A 24,311-nucleotide genomic window follows, 5' to 3' on the forward strand; every position below is an offset into this window, starting at 1 on the left:
CAAGGCAGCCGGGTAACGGCATGCCCCAATGCAAAGAGGCCCCGCAGGGCCTCTTTGTCCAGAGCACATCGGCGCGCGGCACCAGGGCCGCCTGCCTGCGGTGCTTACTGGGGCAGTGCGCCGTCGGCCTGAGCGGCTTGGGCAGCGGCTTGCTGCTCGTACATGGCCTGGAAGTTGATTTCCGCGAGGTGCACGGGCGGGAAGCCGGCGCGGGTCACGATGTCTGCCACGTTGCCGCGCAGGTAGGGATAGATGATCTGCGGGCAGGCCACGCCGATCACGCCACCCATTTGTTCTTCGGGGATGCCGCGGATTTCGAAGATGCCGGCCTGCTTGGCTTCCACCAGGAACACGGTCTTGTCTTCGATCTTGGTCTGCACGGTGGCAGTCACGGCCACTTCAAAGATGCCTTCGGCCACAGGGGTGGCTTCCACACCCAGCTGGATGTCGACGCTGGGCTGGGTCTGTTCCAGCAGGATGGCGGGCGAGTTCGGTTGTTCCAGCGACAGATCCTTCAGGTAGACGCGCTGGATTTGGAACACGGGGTTTTCTTGTTCGGACATGGAGTCAGTCTTTCAGGTCTAAAGCAACCGGAGCTATACAAAAAAAGCCCGCCGGCGCAGAGGCTGCGCAGCGGGCGTAGCGTGCATTATGCAGTGGCGGTCTGGCTGGGCATGGGCACGCCGCAGGGATCAGGCGTTGAGCAGGGGCAGCAGACCGCCCTTGGCATCGAGCGCCATCAGATCGTCGCAACCGCCCACATGGGTGTCGCCGATATAGATCTGCGGCACCGTGCGGCGTCCGGTGGACTGCATCATGTGGTCGCGGGCAACGGGATCGGTGTCGATGCGCACTTCCTCGATCTGCTCCACGCCCTTGGACTTCAGGATCTGCTTGGCACGGATGCAGTACGGGCACACGGCAGTGGTGTACATCTTGACGGCTTGCATGGAAATCTCTCCTCGGTGGTAGGGGCTGCAACCGGTACGCAGGGGGAGCCCCGGCTGCATATCCGCTCTATATGGGGGCGGATCAGGCCTTTACAACCGGCATGCCGGCATCGCGCCAGCCCTTCATGCCACCGGCCAGGGCCTGGGCCTTTTCATAGCCCAGCTTCTTGGCCATGGCTTCGGCACGCACGGCGCGGGCGCCCTTCTCGCAGACCAGCACCACGGGAACAGACTTGTTCTTGGCCACCTGGGGCAGGCGCTCGTCCAGCTGGGCCAGGGGGATGTTCTTGGCGTTGGTGATGTGGCCGGTCACATATTCCTCGGCCTCGCGCACATCGACGACCACCGCTTTTTCGCGGTTGATGCGCTGCACGGCGTCGGCCGGAGTCAGGCTGCCAGCGCCCGCACCCTTGAGGGCAGGCACCATCAGCAGTGCGCCGGAACCAATGGCCAGCAGGAACAAATACCAGTTCTCGATGAAAAATTGCACGTCAATCCTCGGGATAGCAAACCGCGCAATTCTAGGGGGAGTTCCCCGGCCTGCCCCCGCGCACGGGCTTGACTGCTGCCAAGGGCGGTCCGGGCGGCCTAAAATCGTGGTTTTCGACGATCCGCCCACTTCTTTGTTTGCAGCGCGCGTGAAGCGCCAAGGGACCCCATGTACAAGCTCGTTTTGATCCGCCACGGAGAATCCACCTGGAACCTCGAGAACCGTTTCACCGGCTGGACCGATGTGGACCTGACCGACACTGGCGTGGAACAGGCCAAGAACGCAGGCCGTCTGCTCAAGGCCGAAGGCTATGACTTCGACCTGGCTTTCACCAGCATGCTCAAGCGCGCCACCCGCACGCTGTGGCACGCTCTGGACGAGATGGACCGCACCTGGCTGCCGGTGGAACACAGCTGGCGCCTGAACGAGCGCCACTACGGCGGCCTGCAGGGTCTGAACAAGGCCGACATGGCCAAGCAGTACGGCGAAGCCCAGGTGCTGCAATGGCGCCGCAGCTACGACGTGCCGCCACCCGCACTGGAAGCCACCGACCCCCGCAGCGAACGCGGCGACCGCCGCTACGCCGAGCTGCAGCCCGAGCAGATTCCGCTGACCGAGTGCCTCAAGGACACCGTGGCCCGCGTGGTGCCGTTCTGGAACGACGCCCTGGCCCCCGCCATCCTGGCCGGCAAGCGCGTGGTGCTGGCCGCCCACGGCAACTCCATCCGTGCGCTGATCAAGTACCTGGACAATATTGCCGATGACGCCATCGTGGGCGTGAACGTGCCCAACGGCATCCCCCTGGTGTACGAGCTGGACGCCAACCTCAAGCCCATCCGCAGCTATTACCTGGGTGACGCCGAAGCCGCGGCCAAGGCCGCCGCTGCCGTGGCCGCCCAGGGCAAGGCCTGACGCGGGGCCGCACCACGCTCTAGGTATCTGCACCGGGTTCGGACCCCAGACCCCCAAAGGGCCAAGGCCCCCGGTGTATATTGCTGTGTCAAAGGTATGGATCTATGGGCCAAAAACTGAAAATTGCTGGATGGGTATCGGTGGGCGCACTGGCTGGTGCACTCACCACGGTATCGCTGCAGACCGTGGCGCGCGGCGCCATGACGCCGCTGCCACTGGAAGAGATCCAGCAGCTGTCCGCAGTGTTCGGCATCGTCAAAACCGACTATGTCGAGCAGGTCGATGACAAGAAACTGATCACCGATGCCATCTCCGGCATGGTGGCCAGCCTGGATCCGCACTCGCAGTACTTCGACAAGAAGTCCTTCAAGGAATTCCGCGAAGGCACGTCGGGCCGCTTTGTGGGCGTGGGCATCGAGATCACGCAGGAAGACGGTCTGATCAAGATCGTCTCCCCGATCGAAGGCTCCCCGGCCGACCGCGCCGGCCTGAAGACCAACGACCTGATCACCAAGATCGACGAAACCGCGGTCAAGGGCCTGTCGCTGAACGATGCGGTCAAGCGCATGCGTGGCGAGCCCAACACCAAGGTGACCTTGACCATTCTGCGCAAGGACGAGAGCCGCAGCTTTCCGGTGACCATCACGCGCGAAGAGATCAAGACCCAGTCCGTCAAGGGCAAGCTGATCGAGCCCGGTTACGGCTGGATCCGCCTGAGCCAGTTCCAGGAACGCACGGTGGACGACTTTGTGCGCAAGGTCGAAGAAATCTACAAGCAGGACCCCCAGCTCAAGGGCCTGGTGCTGGACCTGCGCAATGACCCGGGCGGTTTGCTGGATGCGGCCGTGGCGATTTCGTCTGCCTTCCTGCCCCAGGGCGTGACTGTGGTCAGCACCAACGGCCAGCTGCAGGAAAGCAAGGCCACCTTCAAGGCCGACCCCGAGTTCTACGCCCGCCGCGGCCAGGGTGATCCGCTGCAGCGCCTGCCCGCCGCACTGAAGAAGGTACCGCTGGTGGTGCTGGTCAACGAAGGCTCGGCGTCCGCCAGCGAAATCGTGGCCGGTGCGCTGCAGGACCACCACCGCGCCACCATCATGGGCAGCCAGACCTTCGGCAAGGGCTCGGTGCAGACCGTGCGCCCCCTGGGTCCGGACACCGGCCTGAAGCTGACCACGGCCCGCTACTACACGCCCAGCGGCAAATCCATCCAGGCCAAGGGTATCGTGCCCGATGTGATGGTGGACGAAACCGCCGAGGGCGATATGTATGCGGCGCTGCGCATGCGCGAAGCCGATCTGGAAAAGCACCTGTCCAGCGGCCAGGGTGAGGAAGTCAAGGACGAAGCCCGCGAGAAGGCCCGTGAAGAAGCCCGCAAGCGCCTGGAAGAAGAGGCCAAGAAGCCGGCTTCCGAGCGCCGCCTGCCGGAGTTCGGCTCTGACAAGGACTTCCAGCTGCGCCAGGCGCTGAACCAGCTGCAAGGCAAGTCGGTGAAGGTCAGCAAGACCCTGACCGAGCGCCCCGCAGAAACCAAGGAAGAATGAGCACGGCAGGCTTCCCGCCTGCGCCGCTCACCCAAGCCGGGACGCCATGCTCCCGGCTTTTTCATTTCCCGCAACGATATGGGCCCACTGCCATGAATGACGATCAACTGCTGCGCTACTCACGCCACATCCTGCTGGATGAGGTCGGCATCGAAGGCCAGCAACGCATTCTGGATGCCCACGCCCTGGTCATCGGTGCTGGCGGCCTGGGCTGCCCGGCCGCGCTGTTTCTGGCATCGGCCGGTGTCGGCGAGATCACGCTGGTGGACCACGACACCGTTGACCTGACCAATCTGCAGCGCCAGATCGGCCACACCACCGAACGGGTGGGCATGCCCAAGGTGGAGTCCCTGGCCGCCGCACTGCATGCGCTGAATCCCGGCGTGAAAGTGCATTGCCTGCAGCAGCGTGCCGACGACGCGCTGCTGGACCAGGCGGTGCCGCGCGCCAGTGTGGTACTGGACTGCAGCGACAACTACCGCACGCGCCACGCCATCAACGCCGCCTGCATGCGCCACCGGGTTCCGCTGGTGGCTGCGGCGGTGATCCGCTTTGACGGGCAGCTGAGTGTCTTTGACCCGCGCCAGCCCGACAGCCCCTGCTATGCCTGCCTGTTCCCCGCCGATGCCGAGTTTGAAGAGGTGCAATGCTCCACCATGGGCGTTTTTGCCCCGCTGGTCGGCGTGATGGGGAGCCTGCAGGCCACGGAAGCCCTCAAGCTGCTTTCCGGGGCAGGCACGCCCATGACGGGCCAGTTGCTGATGCTGGAGGGTCGCAGCATGGAATGGAGCCGGATGCGCGCGCACCGCAACACAGAATGCAAGGTATGTGGTTAAAAAATGTAGGATTCTGCCTACCCTTTTACATCTCAGAGGCTGGCAGAATGGTCCGTACAAAGTGCACACCGGCATTTGCCATGCCACCCTACCATGTCCGCATTGCGTCCCCCCACTTGATGGTTATCTACAGTGAAACTGCGCGCATACATCGTTGAAGACAACGCCACGATTCGCGAGAACCTGATCGAAACGCTCTCTGAGCTGGCCGATGTGGAGACCGTTGGTATTGCGGAAACCGAAGCCGAAGGCACGGCCTGGCTGTCCACCAATGGCCACCACTGGGATATCGCCATCGTGGACCTGTTCCTGCGCCAGGGCAGCGGCCTCGGCGTGTTGGCGGCCTGCCAGGAACGTTCCGCGCAGCAGCGTATGGTGGTGCTCAGCAACTACGCCACGGCCGATGTTCGGGCGCGCTGCTCCCAGCTCGGCGTGGATGCGGTATTCGATAAATCCAATGAAATCGATGCGCTGGTCGATTACTGCACGCAGCAAAGTGCCGCGGCATAAAACCCGCCTACAACCGCCCATGAAAAAAGCTGCCTTCCGGCAGCTTTTTTCATGGGCCACAGCGTTCAATCAATGAGCTTGTTTTTCAACGCGTAGTAAGTCAGGTCGCTGTTGGAGGAGAGTGCCATTTTCTCCATCAAACGCGTTCTGTACGTACTTACAGTTTTTACACTCAGAGACAGTGACTTGGCAATATCGCCGGCTGTTTCTCCCTTGGCCAATTTCAGGAAAACCTGAAATTCACGCTCTGACAGCTGCTCATGGGGCGGCGCATCGTCCTTGCGATTGAGTTGCTGCGCCAGCAGATCGGCCACCGTGGGCGTCAGATAGCGGCGCCCCAGCGCAATCGTGCGAATGGCCTCTGCAATTTCCTTGGGATCACATTCCTTGTTGAGATAACCACTGGCACCCTGACGGATCAGATTGATCGCGTAATGCTCTTCGGGATAACCGCTCAGAATCAGAATTCCCATATCCGGAGCCTTGGCGCGCAACATGGCCAAGGCATCCAGGCCACTTTGCCCAGGCATGGACAAATCCATCAGCAATACATCAATTTCTTGCTCTCTCACCAGATCAATGGCTTCACGGCCATTCGAAGCCTCCCCCACCACCCGTAAATCCACATGTTCGGACAGGTATTGGCGTAAACCCTGACGAACAATCGCGTGGTCATCGACTATGCCTACTTTGATCATCGAATCGTTTCTCCTCTGAGTAAGGCACGCAGTCAGGTTTCTGTATGCAGAAACCAACTGGTCATTGCTAACGTACATCGCGTCTGAAGCAACTTGATTATGCAGAATAACTGCACCACACTCCTGACCGCAGGAGGATTTCGATGAAATGGTCCCAAATACGCCGAATGGCCATCAGCTTGCCGCTGGCCATGCTGGCAGCCATCGCCATGGTGGCGATCAATGAGGTTGGGTACCAGCGCTCCAACCAGGCGCTTGAAGCCATGGCGCACACCCAAAGCACGCGCAATGCCATCAACCATTTGATGCAGAACATGCTGGACGCAGAGACCGGGCTGAGGGGCTATCTGCTGACCAGTGACGAACGCTATCTGGAGCCCTACAACAAGGCCATCACATCGATCAACGGTGACATGGACCAGCTGCGCGAGCTGTTCATCGATGAGCCCGATGACCTGACCATCTTCTCTCCCCTGTCCCGCCAGGTCTCCCGCAAGACGGCCGAGATGGAGCTGAGCCTGCGCCTCTTCCGCGAAGGCAATGAGGAAGCCTGGCGCTTCGTCATGTTCACCGACATGGGCAAGCAGAACATGGACGCCATCCGCAGCTACACCCGGCAGCTGACGGAGCGCAGCGACGCCCGTGCAGAGGCCAAACGCAGCGATGTCGAGAACGCGCTGTGGCTGTCCCGCCTGGGGATTGCCACCGTGACGGTGATCGGCCTGCTGGCGTTCTACATGTACCTGCGCCAGACCCACACCCTGGAGGATGTGCACAAGCGGGAACAGAAAATCCAGAGCGAGGAACGCAGCCGCCTGGAAGACCTGGTGCGCGAGCGCACCGCCACCCTGACCGAACTGGCCAACCACCTGCAGCAGGTGCGCGAAGACGAACGCGGCCATCTCGCACGCGAATTGCACGACGAACTGGGATCCTTGCTGACAGCGGCCAAGCTGGACGTGGCCCGCCTCAAATCCCGCATCGACATGACGGTACCCGAAGTGGCGGACCGCATCATGCACCTGACGGAAACCCTCAACAGCGGCATTGCCCTCAAGCGCCGCATCATCGAAGACCTGCGTCCGTCGTCCCTCTCCAACCTGGGCCTGACGACCTCACTGGAAATCCTGACCCGCGAATTCGCCCAGCGCTCCAATATCGAGGTGGAAAGCAGCCTGGAACAGGTGGAACTGCCCGACGCCACGCAGCTGACGGTCTACCGCATCGTCCAGGAGTCGCTGACGAATATCGGCAAATACGCCAGTGCATCCCGGGTGGTGGTCAGCGTGCACAACTACCCCACCTATGTGGCGGTGCAGATTCAGGACAATGGCAACGGTTTTGACATGCACAGCGTGCGCCCCAACTCGCACGGTCTGGCCGGCATGCGCCACCGGGTGGAAGCCGCAGGCGGCCGCCTGACCGTCACCTCCGCGCTGGGCGACGGCACCACCATCTCTGCGGTGATTCCCACGGCCCAGTCCTCGATTGCCGCCTGACACCCCGCCCCCTGGCTCCCCAAGGCTTGCTACGGCAAGCCATTTTTTTGTAGTCCTGGACTGACGTGCCTGCACCCTGCCGGCTGACGCCGAGCTTTCTCCGGGACCGTCACCTCGCTGTTACAGCTGCCCCTACAGTGGTCCATCTGCCTTCCAACATTGGGAAGCGGGTTCACTCTTAGCGGAGAACGATATGCTGCACTACGCCATCGTCTGCTTGGTCATCGCCCTGATTGCCGCCGTATTCGGCTTTGGCGGCATTGCTGCCAGCGCAGTGGGCATTGCCAAGATTCTGTTCTATGTGTTCGTGATCATGGCCGTCATCACTTTTGTGCTCAGTCTTCTCAAAAAAGGATGAATGCTGCCCTCACCCTATAAAGGATCCATGACATGCCATTTTCTGAAGACACCCAAAAGCGCGTAGACCAGGCCGCAGATGCCACCCGGGATGCCGCCAAGGAAGCGGCCCACAGTGCCCAGGAATTTGCCGGCAACGTGGCCGACAGCGCCCGCGACGCCATGCGCAATACCCGTGCGGCGGCCAGCCATGCCTTTGACAAGGCCCAGGACGGTTTCAGCGCTGTGGAGCGCGAGCTCAGTCCTTCCATCGATGACTTCGCCGCCAAGGCACAGGCCATGGCGGAGCGCAGCATCCAGTTCTGCGCCGACAGCTCCGAACGCGCACGCCGCCAGTTCCAGCAGGCATCCGAAGCCACCACGCGCTATGTGGTGGAGCAGCCCGGAAAGTCCATCCTGCTGGCCGCCGCTGCGGGTGCCGCCGTCGCCGCACTGCTGATGGGCTCGCGCCGCCGCTGAGGCGGTGGCACACCACCGCCCCCCATACCGTGGGTACTCGCCCTGAGGCGTCCACGGTGGCAACGGTCCCCTCACCTTCTTTTTCGTTCTCTCCCCCAACAAACCACATAAGGAGCTTCTATGCAGAAAACCACCCGTGCCATCACCTTGTCTGTCCTGATGGGCGCCGCCGTCCTGGTCACCACCGGCTGTGCCGTGGTCCGCGACCAGCAGAGCGTGGGTTCCTATGTCGATGACTCCGCCATCACCACGGCGGTGAAGGCCAAGATGGCCGAAGACAAGTCCGTGTCGGCCACCGCCATCAGTGTGGAGACCCTCAAGGGCACGGTGCAGCTGTCGGGCTTTGCCAAGAGCCAGGCCGAAAAAGACCGTGCGGAATCCATTGCACGCAACACCAAGAACGTCCGGGCCGTGCAAAACAGCATCGTGGTCCGTCCCTGACCCCCGCGCTGCGCTGCGGGCGCTCACCGCGCCTGCAGCGCAGCAGCACTTCCATGACGGGGGCCCCGAGCCCCCTGGTGCCGGCAAATGCTTGCGTTTGCCGGCATTTTTTTGGGGCTTTGCCGTTCGGTAAGCTACACGCCATGCGCGCCTTCAATTGCGATCACTGCGGTCACCTAGTTTTCTTCGACAGCACCTGCTGCGTGCACTGTGGCAGCACGCTGGCCTTTGTGCCCGAATGGCTGCGCATGGCTGCACTCACGCCGGCTCTTCCCACAGGCGCCGCCGCGGTGCCCGCCGTCCAGGCCCTGCCCACGGCTGCCCCTGCGACCGAACTCTGGCAGACCATGGATGCCGGCCACACGGGCTCCGGCCGCTGGCGGCTGTGCAGCAACCACACGGCCTACCAAGCGTGCAACTTTGCCGTGCCTGCGGACGATCCCCAAACGCTGTGCATTTCCTGCCGGCAAACCCGCTGGCTGCCGGATTTGTCGGACCCCGCCAATCTGCGCCGCTGGAAAGTGATCGAAGACGCCAAGCGCCGGCTGTTCTACACCCTGGCCCGCTTGCACCTGACCCGCCTGGACGGCGTGGCGGCGCCCGAGTTCGAGTTCCTGGCCGACCAACCCGGCCAGCCGGTGATGACCGGCCACCGCAGCGGCACCATTGTGCTGAACGTGGCCGAAGCCGATGACGACGAACGCACACGCCGCCGCATGGCACTGCATGAGCCCTACCGCACGCTGATCGGCCATCTGCGCCATGAATCCGGGCATTTCTACTGGGATGTGCTGGTCCATGCCCAGCCAGACGCCCTGGAACAGTTCCGCGCCCTGTTTGGCGATGAGCGCCAGGACTATGGCCAGGCACTGCAGGCCCACTACCACGTGGGTCCTGCCGGCCCCTACGGCTGGGAGGAGCAGCATGTCAGCGCCTATGCCACCGCACACCCCTGGGAGGACTGGGCCGAAACCTGGGCCCACTATCTGCACATGGTGGATCTGATGGAAACCGCCGCCAGCTACCGCACGCAGCTGACCATCCCGGGAGAGCTGGGGCCGCACACCATGCAGGACCCGTTCACACCGCAAGGCCGCAATTTCGACGCCATGCTGCGCGCCTGGGTGCCGCTGACCCTGCTGCTCAACAGCCTGAACCGCAGCCTGGGCCAGGACCATGCCTATCCGTTTGCCCTGTCCAGTGGTGCCATCACCAAGCTGCGCTTTGTGCACGACCTGCTCACGCCCTACCAGCCCGCCGCCCGCTGAGCGGCGCTTCCAAAACCAGCGACCAACGGCCAGACATCAGAGGGCATTTCTCCGCCCCCTGGCCGGGTTCAGGCGCGTCCCACCTTGGCCATCAGGCGCGCCTGCACGCTGTCGGAAACAAACTTGTCCACCTCGCCGCCCAGCGAGGCAATTTCGCGCACAAAAGTGCTGCTGATGAACTGGTATTTGTCACCCGGCGTCAGGAACACGGTCTCCACCTCGGGCATCAGGTGGCGGTTCATCCCGGCCAGCTGGAATTCATAGTCGAAGTCGGTCACCGCACGCAGGCCGCGCACCATGGCCTTGCCGCCCTTGGCCACGACAAAGTCGCGCACCAGGCCGGAGAAACTCTCCACCGTGGCGTTAGGGTACGGCGCCGCCGCCTCCCGCACCATCTCCAGACGCTCGTCCAGCGTGAACAGCGTCTTCTTGTGGTGCCCCGCCGCCACCGCCACGATCACCCGGTCAAACAGCTGGCAGGCACGGCGCACTACGTCTTCGTGGCCCAGGGTGATGGGGTCGAAAGTGCCGGGGTAGACAGCAATCACCGGGGGATGGGACATGGACAGGCCTCCTTGTTCTGCAGGGTTGTCAAAAAAAGCAGCGCCATTATGCCGCTGCCCATCCGGCCCGCCTGTCCCCTGAAAGATGGCTGCGCATGGAGCACCAGGCCCATGCGCACCACCCACCGAATCGGCACGGGCAGCCTCCCCCCACAGCGCATTCCCTGAATGCGGAAAAACCACCGCCAACCGGTGGCAACGGCCATGGCGCATGCGCCGCCGGTCGCGGGTGCTGCCCTGCTTGCGCACCATCAAAAAGAGGCCCCTGGGGCCTCTTGCACAATCCGCCAGCGCGCTGGTGCTGCGGCGGCATCAGGCCGTTGCCGCGGCCTCCGGGCGCTTGCGCAGCAAATGCGCATGCACCATGCCGGCTTTCAGGTAGCGGTGTACCTGCAGACCAAAAGCCTCCAGTGCGGCATCGTCCCAGGCTGCGGGCGCTTCCAGGTAGACATAGCCATCGGCAGCCACCGCCTGGGCGGCCGCCTGCAAGGCGGGCTGGAACAAGGTGTCGGCAGCGAACGGCGGGTCGAGAAAGATGGCATGCCATTGGCCGGGCGCCGCCTGCTTCAGCGCCGCCAGCGCATCGCCACGCTGCACACGCACCGCCGTGGCACCCAGTTGCTGCTGCAACTGCTGGATCTGCGCGGTCAGCGCCGCGTCCTGCTCCACCATCCACACCTCGGCGGCGCCGCGCGAGGCGGCCTCCAGCCCGAGTGCACCGGTGCCGGCAAACGCGTCGATGCAGCGCCAGCCGCCCAGGTCCTGGCCCAGCCAGTTGAACAGGGTTTCACGCACGCGGTCGGGCGTGGGACGCAGGCCGGGCCGGGTGGCCACGGGCAGGCGGCGGCGGCGCCATGCGCCGCCGATGATGCGGATTTCACCGCTGCCGGTGTTGCCCTGGCGCGGCGCCTTGTTGCCGCCCCCCTGCTTGGCGCGGGCCGCAGACGCCTTGGCGGCGTTCTTGACGGCAGCGCCTGCGGCCTCGGCCTCCTGCTGGGCTTTTTCCTGGCGGCGCTTGAGCTTGGCCTCCACGGCCAAGGCTTCGTCCAGGGTGCGATAACTGTTGCGGCTCACTTGTTCTTTTCTCCGAGCACCACGGTCACCATGCGGTCCGGGTGCAGCACGCGCTGCACGGCAGCGCGGATGTCGTTCACGGTCAGGGCCTGAATGCGGTCGGTCCAGTGGTCCAGATAGTCCAGCGGCAGGCCGTTCCAGGCGATATTGGCCACATTGCCCAGCAGCTTGGCATTGCTGTCGATGCGCAGGGCGAAGCCACCGATCAGATTGTCCTTGGCTGCCTGCAACTCGGCTTCCGTGGGGCCTTCGGCGACGAACCGGGCCAGCACCTCGCGCGAGACCTTCAGCGCCTCTTCGGCCTGGTCGGGCCGCGTCTGCAGGCTGATGACAAAGGCACCGGCATGCAGGCCGGGCGCAAAGTCGCTGCTCACGCCATAGGTCAGGCCGCGCTTTTCACGCACTTCTTCCATCAGGCGCGACACAAAGCCGCCGCCGCCCAGAATGTGGTTGCCCACCAGCAGGGCCAGAAAGTCGGGGTCCTTGCGTGCAATGCCGGGCTGGCCGATCAGCACCTGGGCCTGGGCAGACTGGAAGGGGATCTTTTCCTCCACCGCCTTGCTCAAGGCCGGCACCTCTCCCACGGCGGGCAGGGGCTGGCAGCCCTTGCCGTCGTTGGCAGGCAGACGGGCCAGCAACTGCTGCACCAGGGTGTCGGCCTGGGCACGGTTCACCGCCCCCACCACGCTGACCTTGGCACGGCAGGCCTGGAACGATCGCGCATGCAGGGCCTGCATGTCGCCCAGCTGGATATGGGCCAGCGTCTGCTCCGTGGTGCGCATGCCGTAGGGGTGGCCGCTGTACACCAGCTTGCCGAAGGCACGACCGGCCACCGTGCCGGGGCGGGTGCTGCTTTCCTGGATGGCCGCGCTCCAGCGGGCGCGCTCGCGCTGCCACACCTCCTGCGGCCAGCTGGGCTGGGCCATCTGGCGCGAAGCCAGGTCCACCGAGCGGTTCAGCAGATCCGGCACCGTCAGGCTGCGCAGCGAATAGCTGAAGCTGTCCTGCCCGGCGCCCGCTCCGAAGGAAGCCCCCAGATCGGCCCAGGCTTCGCCCAGCCGGTTCTCGTCCAGCGCCGCCGCCTTGCCGTCGGCCTTGACGCCCTTGGAAGCCATCAACGCCACCGCGGTGGCCAGACCGGACTTGTCCACCGGGTCGCGGCGGCTGCCGGCATCAAACGCCACCTGCACATCCACCATGGGAATACTGGGACTTTCCACCAGCCAGACCTGGGCGCCGCTGGCCTGGGTCCAGTGCTGGATCGGCAGCAGTGCCCAGGCATTGCTCACGCCCAGACCCGCCAAGGTGCACGCCGCATAGGCGCAGGCCGCAATGGTTTTCATCTTCTTCATGACCGAATCTCTCCTGGCGCTCAATGCAGATCGCCGCTGACAGGGGCGGCAGGGCGGGGCTTCTTGCCTGCCAGGGGCTGGGGCACCAGCACCCCCACGGTCAGCTGGTCATCGCCAAAATAGCGCCGCGCCACGGACTGCACCTGATCGGCCGTCACGGCCATCAGCTGGCGCAGCACCTGGTCCTCGGCATCCACGGGCATGCCCATGGTCCAGTAACTGCCCAGGCTTTGGGCCTGGGCGAAGACCGAGTCCCGCTCATACACATTCGAGGCCATCCACTGGGTCTTGACCCGCTCCAGCTCGGCTGCCTGCACACCGTCCTTGGCAATGCGCTGGATCTGGCCACGCAGGGCCTTTTCCACTTCCGCTGCCGTATGGCCCTTGGCCGGCACGCCGGTCAGCATGAACAGCGCCGGCCCACGGCCGAACACCGAAGCCGAGCTGCCGGCAGCATCGGCCACGCGGCCCTTGCCCTGTACCAGGGCCCGCTCCAGGCGGGCTCCGTCGTAGCCGTCCAGCACGGCGGACAGCACCAGCAGTGCCAGTGCATCGCGGTCTTCGGCCGTGGGCTGGGCCAGGTTGCGGTAGGCCGGCGCACGGTAGGCCATGGCCACAAAGGCCTGTTCGGCCGGCTGCTTCACCTCGATGCGGCGCACGCCGATCTGCGCAGGCTCGGTGCGCGGCTTGCGCGTGGGCATGGCGCGGGCGGGAATCTGGCCGTAGGTGGCTTCCGCCCAGACCTTGACCTGGTCGGGATCGACATCCCCGGCGATCACGATGACGGCATTGGCCGGCACATACCAGGCTTTCTGGAACTGGCGCACATCGTCGGGCGTCATCGCGTCCAGATCGTCCATCCAGCCCACCACCGGGCGGCGGTAGGGCGAGGACTGGAACACGGTGGCCATCATCTGCTCCATCAGCACCGAGCGCGGCTGGTCTTCGGTGCGCATGCGGCGCTCCTCCTTGACCACCTCGATTTCCTTGGTGAACTCGGCATCCGGCCACTGGTTGCTGGCAAAGCGGTCGGCCTCCAGGGCCATCACCTCCTGCAGCTTGTTCGCCGGAATCTGCTGGTAGTACCCGGTGTAGTCGCGGTTGGTGAAAGCGTTCTCACGCCCGCCCAGCGCAGCCACCTTGCGCGAGAAATCGCCCGGCGCCACCTTGGCCGAGCCCTTGAACATCATGTGCTCCACCACATGGGCCACGCCCGAAGTGCCATCCACCTCGTCCATGGAGCCCACCCGCACCCAGACCATGTTCACGGCCGTGGGGGCACGCTTGTCCGGCTGCACGATCAGTTGCATGCCATTGGAGAGCTGGTACTGGCGCACGCTGGAAGCCGCGCCAGGGGCTGCGACGGCCCATTCGGCCAGCGAAGACGACACCGATGGTGTGGCCGGTGCATCCGCAGAACCGGCCTGCGCCAGTGCGGCACTTGCCACAAGTCCTAGGAGGGTAAGGGTACGTTTCATAGAATGGAGTGATTCTAAGAATCCACCAATGTTCAGTTTTTTCAAGAAAAAGCCCCCACACACCGAGTCTGCCGCTCCCGAAGCGGCGGATGTACGGCCCGATGCGCAGGCACCTCTGTCTGACGTGCCCGCCTCTGCCTTGCCCCAGCCTGCCACAGGTGAGCCCGCCAAAGGCGGCACCATGGGCTGGCTGCGCAACACCTTTGGCGGCGCCAAGGCGGATGCTACCCCGGCCGAAGCCGCGCCGTCGGATTTCTCCATCCCCGTCGTCGCCGAACCCCAGGCCAAACCCGAGGCTGCGGGTGAACGCCAGGGCTGGATGGACCGCCTTAAGGCGGGCCTGCGCAAGACCGGCACCAGCATCACCACCGTCTTCACCGGCACGCGCATCGATGACGCGCTGTATGAAGAGCTGGAAGACGCGCTGCTGATGGCCGACACCGGCGTCAAGGCCACCCAGCACCTGCTGGAAGACCTCAAGCGCCGCGTCAAGGAAAGCAAGACCACCGAGCCGGCCGCCGTCAAAGGCCTGCTGGCCGAGGCCCTGACCGATCTGCTGGCCCCGCTGCAAAAACCGCTGACGATTGGCGAACACCAGCCCACCGTGCTGATGGTGACCGGCGTCAATGGCGCGGGCAAGACCACGTCGATCGGCAAGCTGACCAAGCACCTGGCCGACAACGGCCAGACCGTGCTGCTGGCCGCCGCCGACACCTTCCGCGCTGCGGCACGCGAACAGCTGGGCGTCTGGGCCACCCGCAACACGGTGGAAATCGTCAGCCAGGAAGGCGGGGATCCCGCGGCGGTCAGCTTTGACGCGGTCTCCGCCGGCAAGGCCCGCAAAAAGGATGTGGTGCTGGTCGACACCGCCGGCCGTCTGCCCACCCAGCTGCACCTGATGGAAGAGCTGAAAAAGATCAAGCGCGTGGTCAGCAAGGCCGATGGCACGGCCCCGCACGAGGTGCTGCTGGTGATCGACGGCAACACCGGCCAGAACGCGCTCAACCAGGTCAAGGCCTTTGACGAGGCCCTGGGCCTGACCGGCCTGATCGTGACCAAGCTGGACGGCACGGCCAAAGGCGGCGTGCTGGCGGCCATCGCCCAGGAAAAGCCGATTCCCGTCTACTTCATCGGTGTGGGCGAGAAGGTGGAAGACCTGGAAACCTTCAACGCCAGGGAATTTGCCCAGGCGCTGCTGGCCTAACGCAGGCTACGCCCCTCTACCCCCTCTGAGACCGAAAGCCCTGCTCCGCAGGGCTTTCTTGTTGGCGCACGGCCTGCACACCTGTGTCGGGCCCGTCCAGCGCAGGCCCACCCTAGCGTTTGGCCTCCCGGACCGGCAAGGGTGCCTTCACATTCTGTGCCACCCACTGGCCGTAATCGTGCTGTGCCTGCTCACCGCGCAGCAGCAGCTGCGGCAGCTCGTAAGGGTGCTGGCTGCGCAGCCATTCCAGCAGCGGCTGCACCGCGTCCGGCACGGTCTTGAACACCAGGCGCCACTCGGGTGACGCCTGCAATGCCCCGTTCCACAGGTAGTGGGAAGTGATCTGGTCCACCTGCGCGCAGGCCGCCAGCTGTGCCTGCACCGCCCCCTGGGACAGGCGCTGGGCATCTTCGGCCGTGGGTACGGTCGTGGTCACCACGCTGACACCCCGAAAGGCAAAGCCCTTGGAGGGGCGGGTGGGGGGAATCTGGCTCATGCAACGCTCCGGCGGTTGGCAACAGGGGCCGATGGTGCCCCACTGCACGGCATTTGGGCATATTTTTTCCAAAGCTTGCACCACACCGCCCTGCGGCAGGAAGTGCACACTCAGCCGCCAGGGCCGCCGCCCCTGCATTCCAGGCGACCGCCATGGCATCTTGATCAAACAATGATTTACAAGGCTTTGCACCTGCCAGGCCCTGGCGGCCCGTGCAAAACCTGAACGGCCTTCGTTGGCACGTCATGGTTGCGTGCCTTCCTGCCCAGTGCACCACAGAGCCCAGGTTGGTGGGCCAGCCCCACGGTGGCGGCTATCTCGCCCGGTTCCTGGGCACACGGCACCTCCATGGGCTTGCGCACGGAAAAGCGGCCCCTGGCTGACTCGGGCATTTCACGCCATCTCTGGCCGCACACAGACTTCCTCCGCTGTGATGGCTGCGTGGCAGACCCCGGCGATGTGCCTGGACTTTTCCCTGCTAGCACCCAGGCGTGCTGGAACTGCCCGCCAGCAAGCTCACCAGATCAACCTCGCGTTCGGCCACCGCACCATGGATCACCCGCTGCTCCAGCTCGTCCAGGTGGGCCATGGCCACGGCCAACGCCTTATCGCGTGCACCGCCCAGCAAGGCGTTGATGATCTCCTGGTGCTCGCGGGGCGCACATGCGGTCGCGGCCACACTGTCAAACAAGGCCTTGTACAACTCCGTCGTGCGCACCAGGCGTTGCATGTACGACAGCAACTCATCGCTGCCCGCCATGTGTGCCAGCACCAGATGGAACTCACCGGCCAGCCGGATAGAGTCGGCGCGGCGCCCCTCCTCCATCGCCTGGTATTCCGCTTGTACATGGCGCTGCAGCGCCTCTGTCTGCACCGCGTTCAACTGGCCGCACAGGCTGGTGACCAGGCCTGCTTCAACAATGCGCCGTGCGCGGTAGATGCTGCGCATCTCCTCGACCGTCGGGTTGGGCACAAAGGCCCCCCGGTTGTGCTCCAGCACCAGTCGCTTTTCAGCCCCCAAGCGGGTGAACACCTTGCGTACGGCACCACGGGTGCAACCCAGCGCCTCAGCCAGCGCCCGCTCGCGCAACGGCGTACCGGGACGCAGCTTGCCACTCAGCAGCGCCCGCGAAACCGCCTCATAGACACGTTCGTCCACACTGACTGTGCCGTCGGCTACAGGCTCTTCGCTGGGGATATGGGGAGCAAGGCGGCGGGAAGAGGCGGACATGGACAACACACAGACAACAGGCTTGAAATCTTAGCGGCACGGGCACCCCGCATTCAAGTCAGGCAGCTCGCTGTCGCCAAGCATCAGGGTTTACGCGCAATACCGGCACAAATATGGGTCGCATCCGAAATTTTGGTTAACCAAAATATAGAATTTGATTAACCATTGCACTGAACCCGCTCATGCAAATGGGGGGTGACATGCCATATCAGCGGACGTTCTGCGTCGCCAGCCGGGCACTTGTCGGCCTGAGTCTTTTCTCTGCTCTCTAGAAAGTTTTCACCCATGGCGCAACTTCCCGCTTTTCCGCTCCAAGCCCTGGCGGCCCTGTCGCTGGCCGGTGCATCCGCCCTTGCTCACGCCGCGTGGCCTGACCGCCCCATCTCCCTGGTAGTGGGTTTCACTGCTGGCGGATCGGCCGACACGCTGGCGCGCACCATCGCCGAGCCGCTGGCCCGCCGCCTGGGCGTGCCGGTGATTGTGGACAACGTGGCCGGCGCTGGCGGCACCATCGCCACGCAGCGCGTGGTGCGCGCCAAACCGGACGGCAACACCATCATCCTGGCGTCCAACAGCGAAATCGTGCTGGCCCGCCACTTCAACAACGCCATTGCCTACGATGGCACCCAGGACCTGCGCCCGGTCACGCTGGTGGGCGTCATGCCCATGGTGCTGGTCGCCGGTCCCAAGGTGCCTGTCACCTCGGTCGAGGCCATGCTCGCGCGTGCCAAGACCCAGGCAGGTGCCGACACCTTTGCATCCTCCGGCATCGGCACGGCCTTGCACATTGCCGGTGAAATGCTGAACCAGCAGGCCAAGGTGTCGATACAGCACGTGCCCTACAAGGGCGGCGTCCCCATGCTGACCGACATCATCGGCGGCAATGTGGATTACGGCTACTTCATGGTGCCTTCGGTGCTGGCCTACCTCAAAGAGGGCAAGGTCAAGCCGCTGGGCACCACCTCGAAGACCAACTGCGAAGTCCTGCAGGGCATCCCCGCCATGTCGGCGAGCAAGGCCTTGCCCAACTATGACTTTGGCGTGTGGACCGGTATCTTCGCCCCCAAGGGGGTAGCGGACACGGTGGTGACACGCCTGAACACCGAGATCAATGCGGTGATGCGCGAACCCCAGGTCCTCAGAATGCTCGACCAGGCATGCATTGGCCAATCGGGCGGTACGCCCGCTGACTTCGCCAAGCTGATCCAGACAGACGCCCAAAAGATGCGCCAGATCGCGACGCCCGACATCGGCGCCGTGCGATAGGCTCCATCACCACAGGAAACATTCCACGTGAGCACTTCCAGCCTTTTTCTGCAGAACGTTCGCCCCATGGGCGGGCCAGCCTGCGACCTGTTGATCGAGCAAGGCCGTATCGCGGCCATGGGCACCTCGCTGCCCCTCCCGGAAGGAGCTGAGCGCATCGATGGCGGGGGTCAGCTGCTGCTGCCCGGCCTGGTCGAATCCCACACCCACCTGGACAAGACACTCTGGGGTCAGGACTGGTACGTCAACGAGGTGGGCAACCAATTGGTCGACAAGATCAACAACGAGCGCGCCTACCGTGCCCAGGCCCGGCACGACAGCGCGCGCCAGTCGCTGCGCATGGCACGCGAGTTTCTCGCGTTGGGCACCACGCGCATCCGCAGTCACGCCGACGTGGATACGGACATTGGCACCCGGCATGTGGCGGGCCTGCTGCAGACCCGCGCGGACATGGCGCCCTGGCAGGATATTCAGGTGGTGGCGTTCCCGCAATCGGGCCTGCTGCAGCGCAAAGGCACGGCACAGCTGCTGGATGAGTCCCTGGCCATGGGGGCCGACGTGCTGGGCGGCCTGGACCCCTGTGCCATCGACCTGGACCCGGCACAGTCGCTGAACGTGCTGTTCGAGATCGCCGAGCGCCACAACAAGCCGCTCGACATCCACCTGCACGAGCCCGGTGACATGGGAGCCTTCTCGCTCCAGCTGATTTTGGACCGCACCGAAGCCCACGGACTGCACAACAAGGTGGTTATCAGCCACGGCTTCTGTCTGGGCGATGTGAGCGATGCCCAGCGCAGCGCGCTGCTGGCGCGCATGGCCAGGTTGGGCGTGTCGCTGGTCACCAGTGCGCCGCCTTCGCGCAGCGTCCCGCCGCTGGGCGCCTGCCAACGCGCGGGCGTGCCCATGGCCGGCGGTAATGACGGTATCCGTGACACCTGGTCGCCCTACGGCCGCCCTGACATGCTGGAACGCGCCATGTTCATCGGCATGCGCTACAACTTGCGCCGCGACGATGAAGTGGAACAAGCCCTGCACTGCGTCACCCACGCAGGAGCCGAGGTCTGTGGCTTTGCCGACTATGGCCTCACACCCGGAAGCCGGGCCGACCTGGTGCTGGTGCCCGCGCAAACGCCCGCCCATGCCGTAGCCGCCCGCCCCGTCCGCTCGCTGGTCATTGCCCACGGTCGGATCGTGGCCCGCGAAGGCAGATTGCTGCTGGAATAACCGCAACAAGAAGCGCTTAATCCGCTTACGAGTTTCTGGGACTTCCACACTCATATATCGTGCAGCAATAGCAAGCGCTCGCATCCATTCAAAACCCTCTGGCAGACAGACCTCCCCGGTCTATCTGTGGCGCAGCGGAGGCTGGCGTTGACAAGACCGCCAGCAGCCCCAGGGCAGGAAACGCCGGCACAGACGGCCAGATGTGATAGCGGTTCGCGGCAGGGGTTGGGACGGATGGCGCCCCGCCACACGGCATGTGGGCATATTTTTTCCAGGGGTTTCACCATAACGCCCTGCGGCAGGAAGCGCACACTCAGCCGCCAGGGCCGCCGCCCCGGCATTCCAGCTGCCCGCCATGAAATCTTGATAAAACAATGATTTACAAGACTTTATACGCGCCACGCACTGGCGCCTTCCAAATCCAGTACAAACCCTGTGACGGTGTACGAAGCCTGCGACAACTTGTCACGAACCCTGGCCCTACATCGCGGGAACTTATGCCTTAGCACTCAGTCATAGAGAGTGCTAATATGGATTTATGGAAGAAAGGATCAATGCAATGACTACACAGACGGGCACCCTCACGGCTGCGACGGCTCTGGCACCTGCGAATCCTTGGGCTCTGGTGCCGCCGCTGGGCAATCTGGATGCTTACATCTCCGCTGTAAACCGCCTGCCCATGCTCACTCAAGAGGAGGAGCAGGACTATGCGCGCAAACTCAAAGAACACAACGATCTGGATGCCGCCGGGCGCCTGATCATGTCCCATCTGCGCCTGGTGGTTTCCATCTCGCGCCAGTACATGGGCTACGGCCTGCCCCACAGCGACCTGATCCAGGAAGGCAATGTGGGCCTGATGAAGGCGGTCAAGCGTTTCGACCCCGACCAGAACGTGCGTCTGGTCAGCTACGCCATGCACTGGATCAAGGCCGAGATCCACGAGTACATCCTGAAGAACTGGCGCATGGTGAAGGTGGCCACCACCAAGGCCCAGCGCAAGCTGTTCTTCAACCTGCGCTCGATGAAGCAGGAGCTCAAGGCCGATGCCGCCATTGAAACCGGCGACAACACCTTCCGCGACACCCTGACCGCACAGGAGATCGACTCCGTCGCCGCTAAGCTGAATGTGAAGCGCGAGGAAGTGATGGAGATGGAAACCCGCCTGTCGGGGGGTGACGTGCTGCTGGACCCTTCGCCCAGCGACGATGATGACAAGGCTTTCGGCCCCATCTCCTACCTGACCGACGGCGCCCACGAGCCCACGGCCATGATCGAATCGCGCCAGCGCGATGTGATGGCCACCGACGGCATTGCCCAGGCGCTGGAAGCGCTGGACGACCGCAGCCGCCACATTGTGGAAGAGCGCTGGCTGAAGGTGAACGATGACGGCTCCGGCGGCATGACGCTGCATGAGCTGGCAGCCGTGTACGGCGTGAGCGCCGAACGCATCCGCCAGATCGAAGTGGCCGCCATGAAGAAAATGAAGAAGGCGCTGGCCGAGTTTGCATAAACCTGGCCCAAACCGCACAGTGCCACACAGGCACTGTGCCCATGGCTGCCCTGCAGCCTCCTGAAACCCGGATAATTTCCGGGTTTTTTATTGCCTGCCGTCACCGCCATCCGCGCAGGCAGCTATCACTTTTGCATTGGGAGAAGCCATGACCGAATCCACCCGCTCCACGCTGTACCGCCGCAGCCTGATGAGCCTGGCCTGCGCGGCCGCCCTGGGCTGCAGCGTGGGCGCGGTCCAGGCCGAGCAGTGGCCCAGCAAGCCCCTGCACCTGATCGTGGGCTTCCCTGCGGGCTCCTCCCCTGATCTGACGGCCCGGGCGCTGGCCGAACCGCTGGAAAAAGCCCTGGGCCAGACCATCATTGTGGAAAACAAGGTGGGCGCGGGCGGCAACATCGCCGCCGAAGCCGTGGCCAAGGCCACGGACGGCCACACGTTCAGCGTGATGATCAACGGCAATATGACCATTGCCAAGCTGCTGAACCCCGCTGTGCGCTACGACCCGGTGAAGGACCTGCAGCCCGTCAGCCTGATCGGCGTGGCGCCGCTGGTGCTGGCGGCACCGGCCAACGCCCCGGAAGGCAAGGCCTTCTTCGCGGCCGGTGCCGCGGCTGGCAGCAAGTGGAGCTATGGCTCGCCCGGCGTGGGCACCGTGGGCCATCTGGGCATGGAACTGCTCAAGAGCCGCTCCGCGCTGCGTCCCGAACATGTACCCTATGCCGGCTACCCCCAGGTGTACCAGGGTCTGCAAGGCGGCGATCTGCAGCTGTCCATGCTGCCGCCCGCACTGGCCATGCAGCAGATCCAGGCCGGCAAGCTGCGCGGCATTGGCGTGACCTCGGCGGCCCGCAGCCCGCTGGCCCCCGGCCTGCCCAGCCTGAAGGAGCTGGGCGTGCAGAACTTTGACCTGGAAATCTGGAACGCCGTGGCCGCCCCCAAGGCCATGCCCCGCGCCCATGTGGACAAGCTGGCGGCCGCCGTCAGCGCCATCGTGCGCACCCCGGACATGCGCGCCAAGCTGGCAGTCCAGGGCTGGCAGGTGGTGGGCAGCAGCCCGGAAGGCCTGTCCAACCGCATCCAGCAGGATGTGAAGGCCCTGGGCACCATCATCCGCGAGCAAGGCATTCGCGGGCAGTGAGCGCGGCACGGCCGCAGAGCCTAGCAGCCCGCCCAAAAAAAGGAAGCCTGGGCCTCCTTTTTTCACTCCGTGTGTTCCGCAACGCATGCCCGCGGCCTGAAGGCCGCTGCATCTACACCCCCCTTTGTCAGGCCGCTTCCAGCGCCCGGACTTCCAGGGTCTGCAGCGCCTGGCGCTGGCGTGGGATGAACACCGCCGCTGCGCCGTGCAGGCGCTGGGCCTGCAGCGCCAGCACATCGCTGAGCTGGGCGCTTTCCTCGGCCATGCCGCGGTTCTGATCACTCAAGTCACGCAAATGGGCCACGGCATCGCTGATCTGCGCACTGCCGGCCGCCTGCACATGGGTCTGCTCCAGGATGCGGCCCATGGACTGGGCCAGGCTGTCGATGCCTTCCACCACCGAATGCATGGTGATGCGTGCCGTCTGGGCGGCGGCGTGGCCCTGCTCCACCTGCTGGCGCGAGCCCTGGATCAGGTTCTTGATGTCCCGCGCGGCCTGGGCGCTTTGCTGCGACAGCTGGCGCACCTCCGCCGCCACCACGGCAAAGCCTTTGCCGTGCTCGCCCGCCCGCGCGGCTTCCACTGCCGCATTCAGTGCCAGCAGATTGGTCTGGAAGGCAATGCCGTCGATCATGCCCACGATGTCGGCCACCTTCTTGCTGGAGACATCAATGCCCTGCATGGCCTGGACCAGCTGGTCCACGCAGGTCTGGCCCTGGCTCACGCCCTGTACGCCTTCTCGCGCCTGCACCATGGCGGCCTCGGCCAGGCTCTGGGTTCCGGCAATCGTCTGCCCCAGCTGCGCCAGCGCTTGCGCTGCCTGCTCCAGATCGGTCGACGCCTGCTGGGTGCGCTGCGCCAGTTGCACATTGCCGGTCTGCAGGGCTCCGGCGCAGGCACTGACCTGCTCGGCCTTACCTTCGATATCACTGACCAGGGAACGCATGTTCAGCCCCGCCTGCTCCACACTGCGCATCAGGCTGCCGACTTCATCGCGCCGGTTCAGGAACAGCGACTGTGCACTCTCCCCGCTTGCCACCTGGCGCGCCTGGCGCAGCACGGCGTGCAGCGGCCAGACCAGGTGGCGCCCCATCCACAGCAAGCCGCCCAGCGCGCATGACGCCCAGCCCAGCGCCATGGCCAGCAGGATCGTGCTGTGGACGCCCAGGGCGGCCCCCAGACCCAGCACCACGCCCCACAGCAGCATGGCCGCGGCACCGGTGTAGAGCTTGGTGGTAGCCGACACAAAGTGCAAGCGACTCCACCAGGCGCGCCAGCCCTGGGGGAACACATAGCCGCGGCGCACCTGCAGCTGGTGGTTGCCGCTGTTGAGCAGGTCATACAGCGCCTGCTGGGCCTGGGTTTCCTGCGCCGTGGGCTTGGTGCGCACCGACAGATAGCCAATCGTCTTGCCACCCGCCTGGATGGGGCTGGCATTGGCCCGCACCCAGTAGAAATCGCCGTTCTTGCAGCGGTTCTTGACCACGGCCGTCCAGCTGGCGCCATGCTTCAAGGTGTTCCACATGTCGGCGAACAGAATGGCCGGGGTATCCGGGTGGCGGATGATGTTGTGGGGCTGCTGCTGCAGCTCCTCGAAGCTGTATCCGCAGGTGCTCAAAAAGGCGTCATTGGCATAGATGATGTTGCCTTTGAGATCGGTGGCAGACAGCAGCGTATCGCCATCCTGCAACTGCTGCTCTACGGCGGTGACCGGCAGATTGATGCGCATAAACCCCCTTCGCTTGTGTGCTTTGCGGGTGGATGCGGCGCTCCCGGCACTCCACCGAAGAGGTGCAATATGCGGAGCTGTCCTA

25 protein-coding genes are annotated in these 24,311 nt (G+C 64.4%); 14 read left to right on the forward strand and 11 right to left on the reverse strand.

Annotated elements, in window-relative coordinates:
• Positions 1-104: 104 nt before the first annotated feature.
• From secB to KW830_RS07940, 3 genes are all read right to left on the reverse strand, one after another.
• Positions 105-563 carry a protein-export chaperone SecB gene (gene secB / locus KW830_RS07930; RefSeq protein ID WP_066539427.1) on the reverse strand — a complete coding sequence of 153 codons (459 nt, stop codon included), beginning with the start codon at positions 561-563 and terminating at the stop codon, positions 105-107.
• Between the two features lie 129 nt (positions 564-692).
• The gene (gene grxC / locus KW830_RS07935; protein WP_066539428.1) at positions 693-950 is read right to left on the reverse strand and encodes a glutaredoxin 3; all 258 of its coding nucleotides are present in this window, start codon (positions 948-950) and stop codon (positions 693-695) included.
• 82 nt (positions 951-1,032) lie between these two features.
• Positions 1,033-1,440 (reverse strand): rhodanese-like domain-containing protein, encoded by a 408-nt coding sequence (locus KW830_RS07940; RefSeq protein ID WP_066539429.1) that lies wholly within the window; start codon positions 1,438-1,440, stop codon positions 1,033-1,035.
• A gap of 168 nt (positions 1,441-1,608) precedes the next feature.
• On the opposite strand from KW830_RS07940, the gene gpmA reads away from it, so the two are divergent.
• The 4 genes from gpmA (at position 1,609) to KW830_RS07960 (ending at position 5,239) form a co-directional block, all read left to right on the forward strand.
• Positions 1,609-2,352 (forward strand): 2,3-diphosphoglycerate-dependent phosphoglycerate mutase, encoded by a 744-nt coding sequence (gene gpmA, locus KW830_RS07945; RefSeq protein ID WP_218332760.1) that lies wholly within the window; start codon positions 1,609-1,611, stop codon positions 2,350-2,352.
• Positions 2,353-2,456: 104 nt separating this feature from the next.
• On the forward strand, positions 2,457-3,893 hold the full coding sequence (locus KW830_RS07950; RefSeq protein ID WP_066539431.1) for a S41 family peptidase: 1,437 nt from the start codon (positions 2,457-2,459) through the stop codon (positions 3,891-3,893).
• Between the two features lie 92 nt (positions 3,894-3,985).
• Positions 3,986-4,729, forward strand: a complete 744-nt coding sequence (locus KW830_RS07955; protein ID WP_218332761.1) for a molybdopterin-synthase adenylyltransferase MoeB — start codon at positions 3,986-3,988, stop codon at positions 4,727-4,729.
• 132 nt (positions 4,730-4,861) lie between these two features.
• Positions 4,862-5,239 carry a response regulator gene (locus tag KW830_RS07960; RefSeq protein WP_066539435.1) on the forward strand — a complete coding sequence of 126 codons (378 nt, stop codon included), beginning with the start codon at positions 4,862-4,864 and terminating at the stop codon, positions 5,237-5,239.
• A gap of 65 nt (positions 5,240-5,304) precedes the next feature.
• On the opposite strand, the gene KW830_RS07965 is transcribed toward KW830_RS07960, so the two are convergent.
• Positions 5,305-5,937 carry a response regulator transcription factor gene (locus tag KW830_RS07965; RefSeq protein WP_218332762.1) on the reverse strand — a complete coding sequence of 211 codons (633 nt, stop codon included), beginning with the start codon at positions 5,935-5,937 and terminating at the stop codon, positions 5,305-5,307.
• 143 nt (positions 5,938-6,080) lie between these two features.
• On the opposite strand from KW830_RS07965, the gene KW830_RS07970 reads away from it, so the two are divergent.
• From KW830_RS07970 to KW830_RS07990, 5 genes are all read left to right on the forward strand, one after another.
• A complete protein-coding gene (locus KW830_RS07970; RefSeq protein WP_066539437.1) occupies positions 6,081-7,436 on the forward strand; it encodes a CHASE3 domain-containing protein in 1,356 nt (451 codons plus the stop codon).
• Positions 7,437-7,629: 193 nt separating this feature from the next.
• Positions 7,630-7,794, forward strand: a complete 165-nt coding sequence (locus tag KW830_RS07975; RefSeq protein WP_083520533.1) for a DUF1328 domain-containing protein — start codon at positions 7,630-7,632, stop codon at positions 7,792-7,794.
• Positions 7,795-7,826: 32 nt separating this feature from the next.
• A complete protein-coding gene (locus KW830_RS07980) occupies positions 7,827-8,252 on the forward strand; it encodes a hypothetical protein (protein WP_225608758.1) in 426 nt (141 codons plus the stop codon).
• A 120-nt stretch (positions 8,253-8,372) separates the two neighbouring features.
• Complete coding sequence (locus KW830_RS07985; RefSeq protein ID WP_066539439.1) at positions 8,373-8,693, forward strand: BON domain-containing protein; 321 nt, start codon at positions 8,373-8,375, stop codon at positions 8,691-8,693.
• Between the two features lie 143 nt (positions 8,694-8,836).
• On the forward strand, positions 8,837-9,961 hold the full coding sequence (locus tag KW830_RS07990) for a putative zinc-binding metallopeptidase (RefSeq protein ID WP_218332763.1): 1,125 nt from the start codon (positions 8,837-8,839) through the stop codon (positions 9,959-9,961).
• A gap of 68 nt (positions 9,962-10,029) precedes the next feature.
• Here KW830_RS07990 and coaD read toward each other — a convergent pair whose 3' ends face one another.
• The 4 genes from coaD to KW830_RS08010 form a co-directional block, all read right to left on the reverse strand.
• A complete protein-coding gene (coaD, locus tag KW830_RS07995) occupies positions 10,030-10,524 on the reverse strand; it encodes a pantetheine-phosphate adenylyltransferase (RefSeq protein ID WP_066539442.1) in 495 nt (164 codons plus the stop codon).
• Positions 10,525-10,836: 312 nt separating this feature from the next.
• Complete coding sequence (gene rsmD, locus KW830_RS08000) at positions 10,837-11,598, reverse strand: 16S rRNA (guanine(966)-N(2))-methyltransferase RsmD (RefSeq protein ID WP_370626104.1); 762 nt, start codon at positions 11,596-11,598, stop codon at positions 10,837-10,839.
• Positions 11,595-12,950 carry a pitrilysin family protein gene (locus KW830_RS08005; RefSeq protein WP_218332764.1) on the reverse strand — a complete coding sequence of 452 codons (1,356 nt, stop codon included), beginning with the start codon at positions 12,948-12,950 and terminating at the stop codon, positions 11,595-11,597. Before KW830_RS08005 ends, rsmD begins: the two co-directional genes overlap by 4 nt.
• Before the next feature lie 20 nt (positions 12,951-12,970).
• Complete coding sequence (locus KW830_RS08010) at positions 12,971-14,428, reverse strand: pitrilysin family protein (protein ID WP_218332765.1); 1,458 nt, start codon at positions 14,426-14,428, stop codon at positions 12,971-12,973.
• 28 nt (positions 14,429-14,456) lie between these two features.
• On the opposite strand from KW830_RS08010, the gene ftsY reads away from it, so the two are divergent.
• The gene (gene ftsY / locus KW830_RS08015) at positions 14,457-15,632 is read left to right on the forward strand and encodes a signal recognition particle-docking protein FtsY (protein WP_218332766.1); all 1,176 of its coding nucleotides are present in this window, start codon (positions 14,457-14,459) and stop codon (positions 15,630-15,632) included.
• Positions 15,633-15,744: 112 nt separating this feature from the next.
• Here the strand turns inward: ftsY and cutA are convergent, their stop codons facing one another.
• Positions 15,745-16,128: a divalent-cation tolerance protein CutA gene (gene cutA / locus KW830_RS08020; protein WP_218332767.1), complete on the reverse strand. Its 384-nt coding sequence runs from the start codon at positions 16,126-16,128 to the stop codon at positions 15,745-15,747.
• Positions 16,129-16,606: 478 nt separating this feature from the next.
• Positions 16,607-17,359: a GntR family transcriptional regulator gene (locus tag KW830_RS08025; RefSeq protein ID WP_218332768.1), complete on the reverse strand. Its 753-nt coding sequence runs from the start codon at positions 17,357-17,359 to the stop codon at positions 16,607-16,609.
• A gap of 285 nt (positions 17,360-17,644) precedes the next feature.
• On the opposite strand from KW830_RS08025, the gene KW830_RS08030 reads away from it, so the two are divergent.
• From KW830_RS08030 to KW830_RS08045, 4 genes are all read left to right on the forward strand, one after another.
• Positions 17,645-18,625 carry a tripartite tricarboxylate transporter substrate binding protein gene (locus KW830_RS08030; RefSeq protein ID WP_218332769.1) on the forward strand — a complete coding sequence of 327 codons (981 nt, stop codon included), beginning with the start codon at positions 17,645-17,647 and terminating at the stop codon, positions 18,623-18,625.
• A gap of 27 nt (positions 18,626-18,652) precedes the next feature.
• Complete coding sequence (locus KW830_RS08035) at positions 18,653-19,849, forward strand: amidohydrolase family protein (RefSeq protein ID WP_218332770.1); 1,197 nt, start codon at positions 18,653-18,655, stop codon at positions 19,847-19,849.
• 559 nt (positions 19,850-20,408) lie between these two features.
• Positions 20,409-21,359: an RNA polymerase sigma factor RpoH gene (gene rpoH / locus KW830_RS08040; RefSeq protein WP_218332771.1), complete on the forward strand. Its 951-nt coding sequence runs from the start codon at positions 20,409-20,411 to the stop codon at positions 21,357-21,359.
• Between the two features lie 148 nt (positions 21,360-21,507).
• Entirely contained in the window at positions 21,508-22,497 is a 990-nt protein-coding gene (locus KW830_RS08045) for a tripartite tricarboxylate transporter substrate binding protein (protein ID WP_066539465.1), read from the forward strand.
• Between the two features lie 127 nt (positions 22,498-22,624).
• Here KW830_RS08045 and KW830_RS08050 read toward each other — a convergent pair whose 3' ends face one another.
• Positions 22,625-24,226 carry a PAS domain-containing methyl-accepting chemotaxis protein gene (locus KW830_RS08050; RefSeq protein ID WP_218332772.1) on the reverse strand — a complete coding sequence of 534 codons (1,602 nt, stop codon included), beginning with the start codon at positions 24,224-24,226 and terminating at the stop codon, positions 22,625-22,627.
• Positions 24,227-24,311: the final 85 nt, after the last annotated feature.

Source organism: Comamonas sp. CMM03, from assembly GCF_019218715.1.
Taxonomy (GTDB): Bacteria; Pseudomonadota; Gammaproteobacteria; order Burkholderiales; family Burkholderiaceae_C; genus Comamonas; species Comamonas terrigena.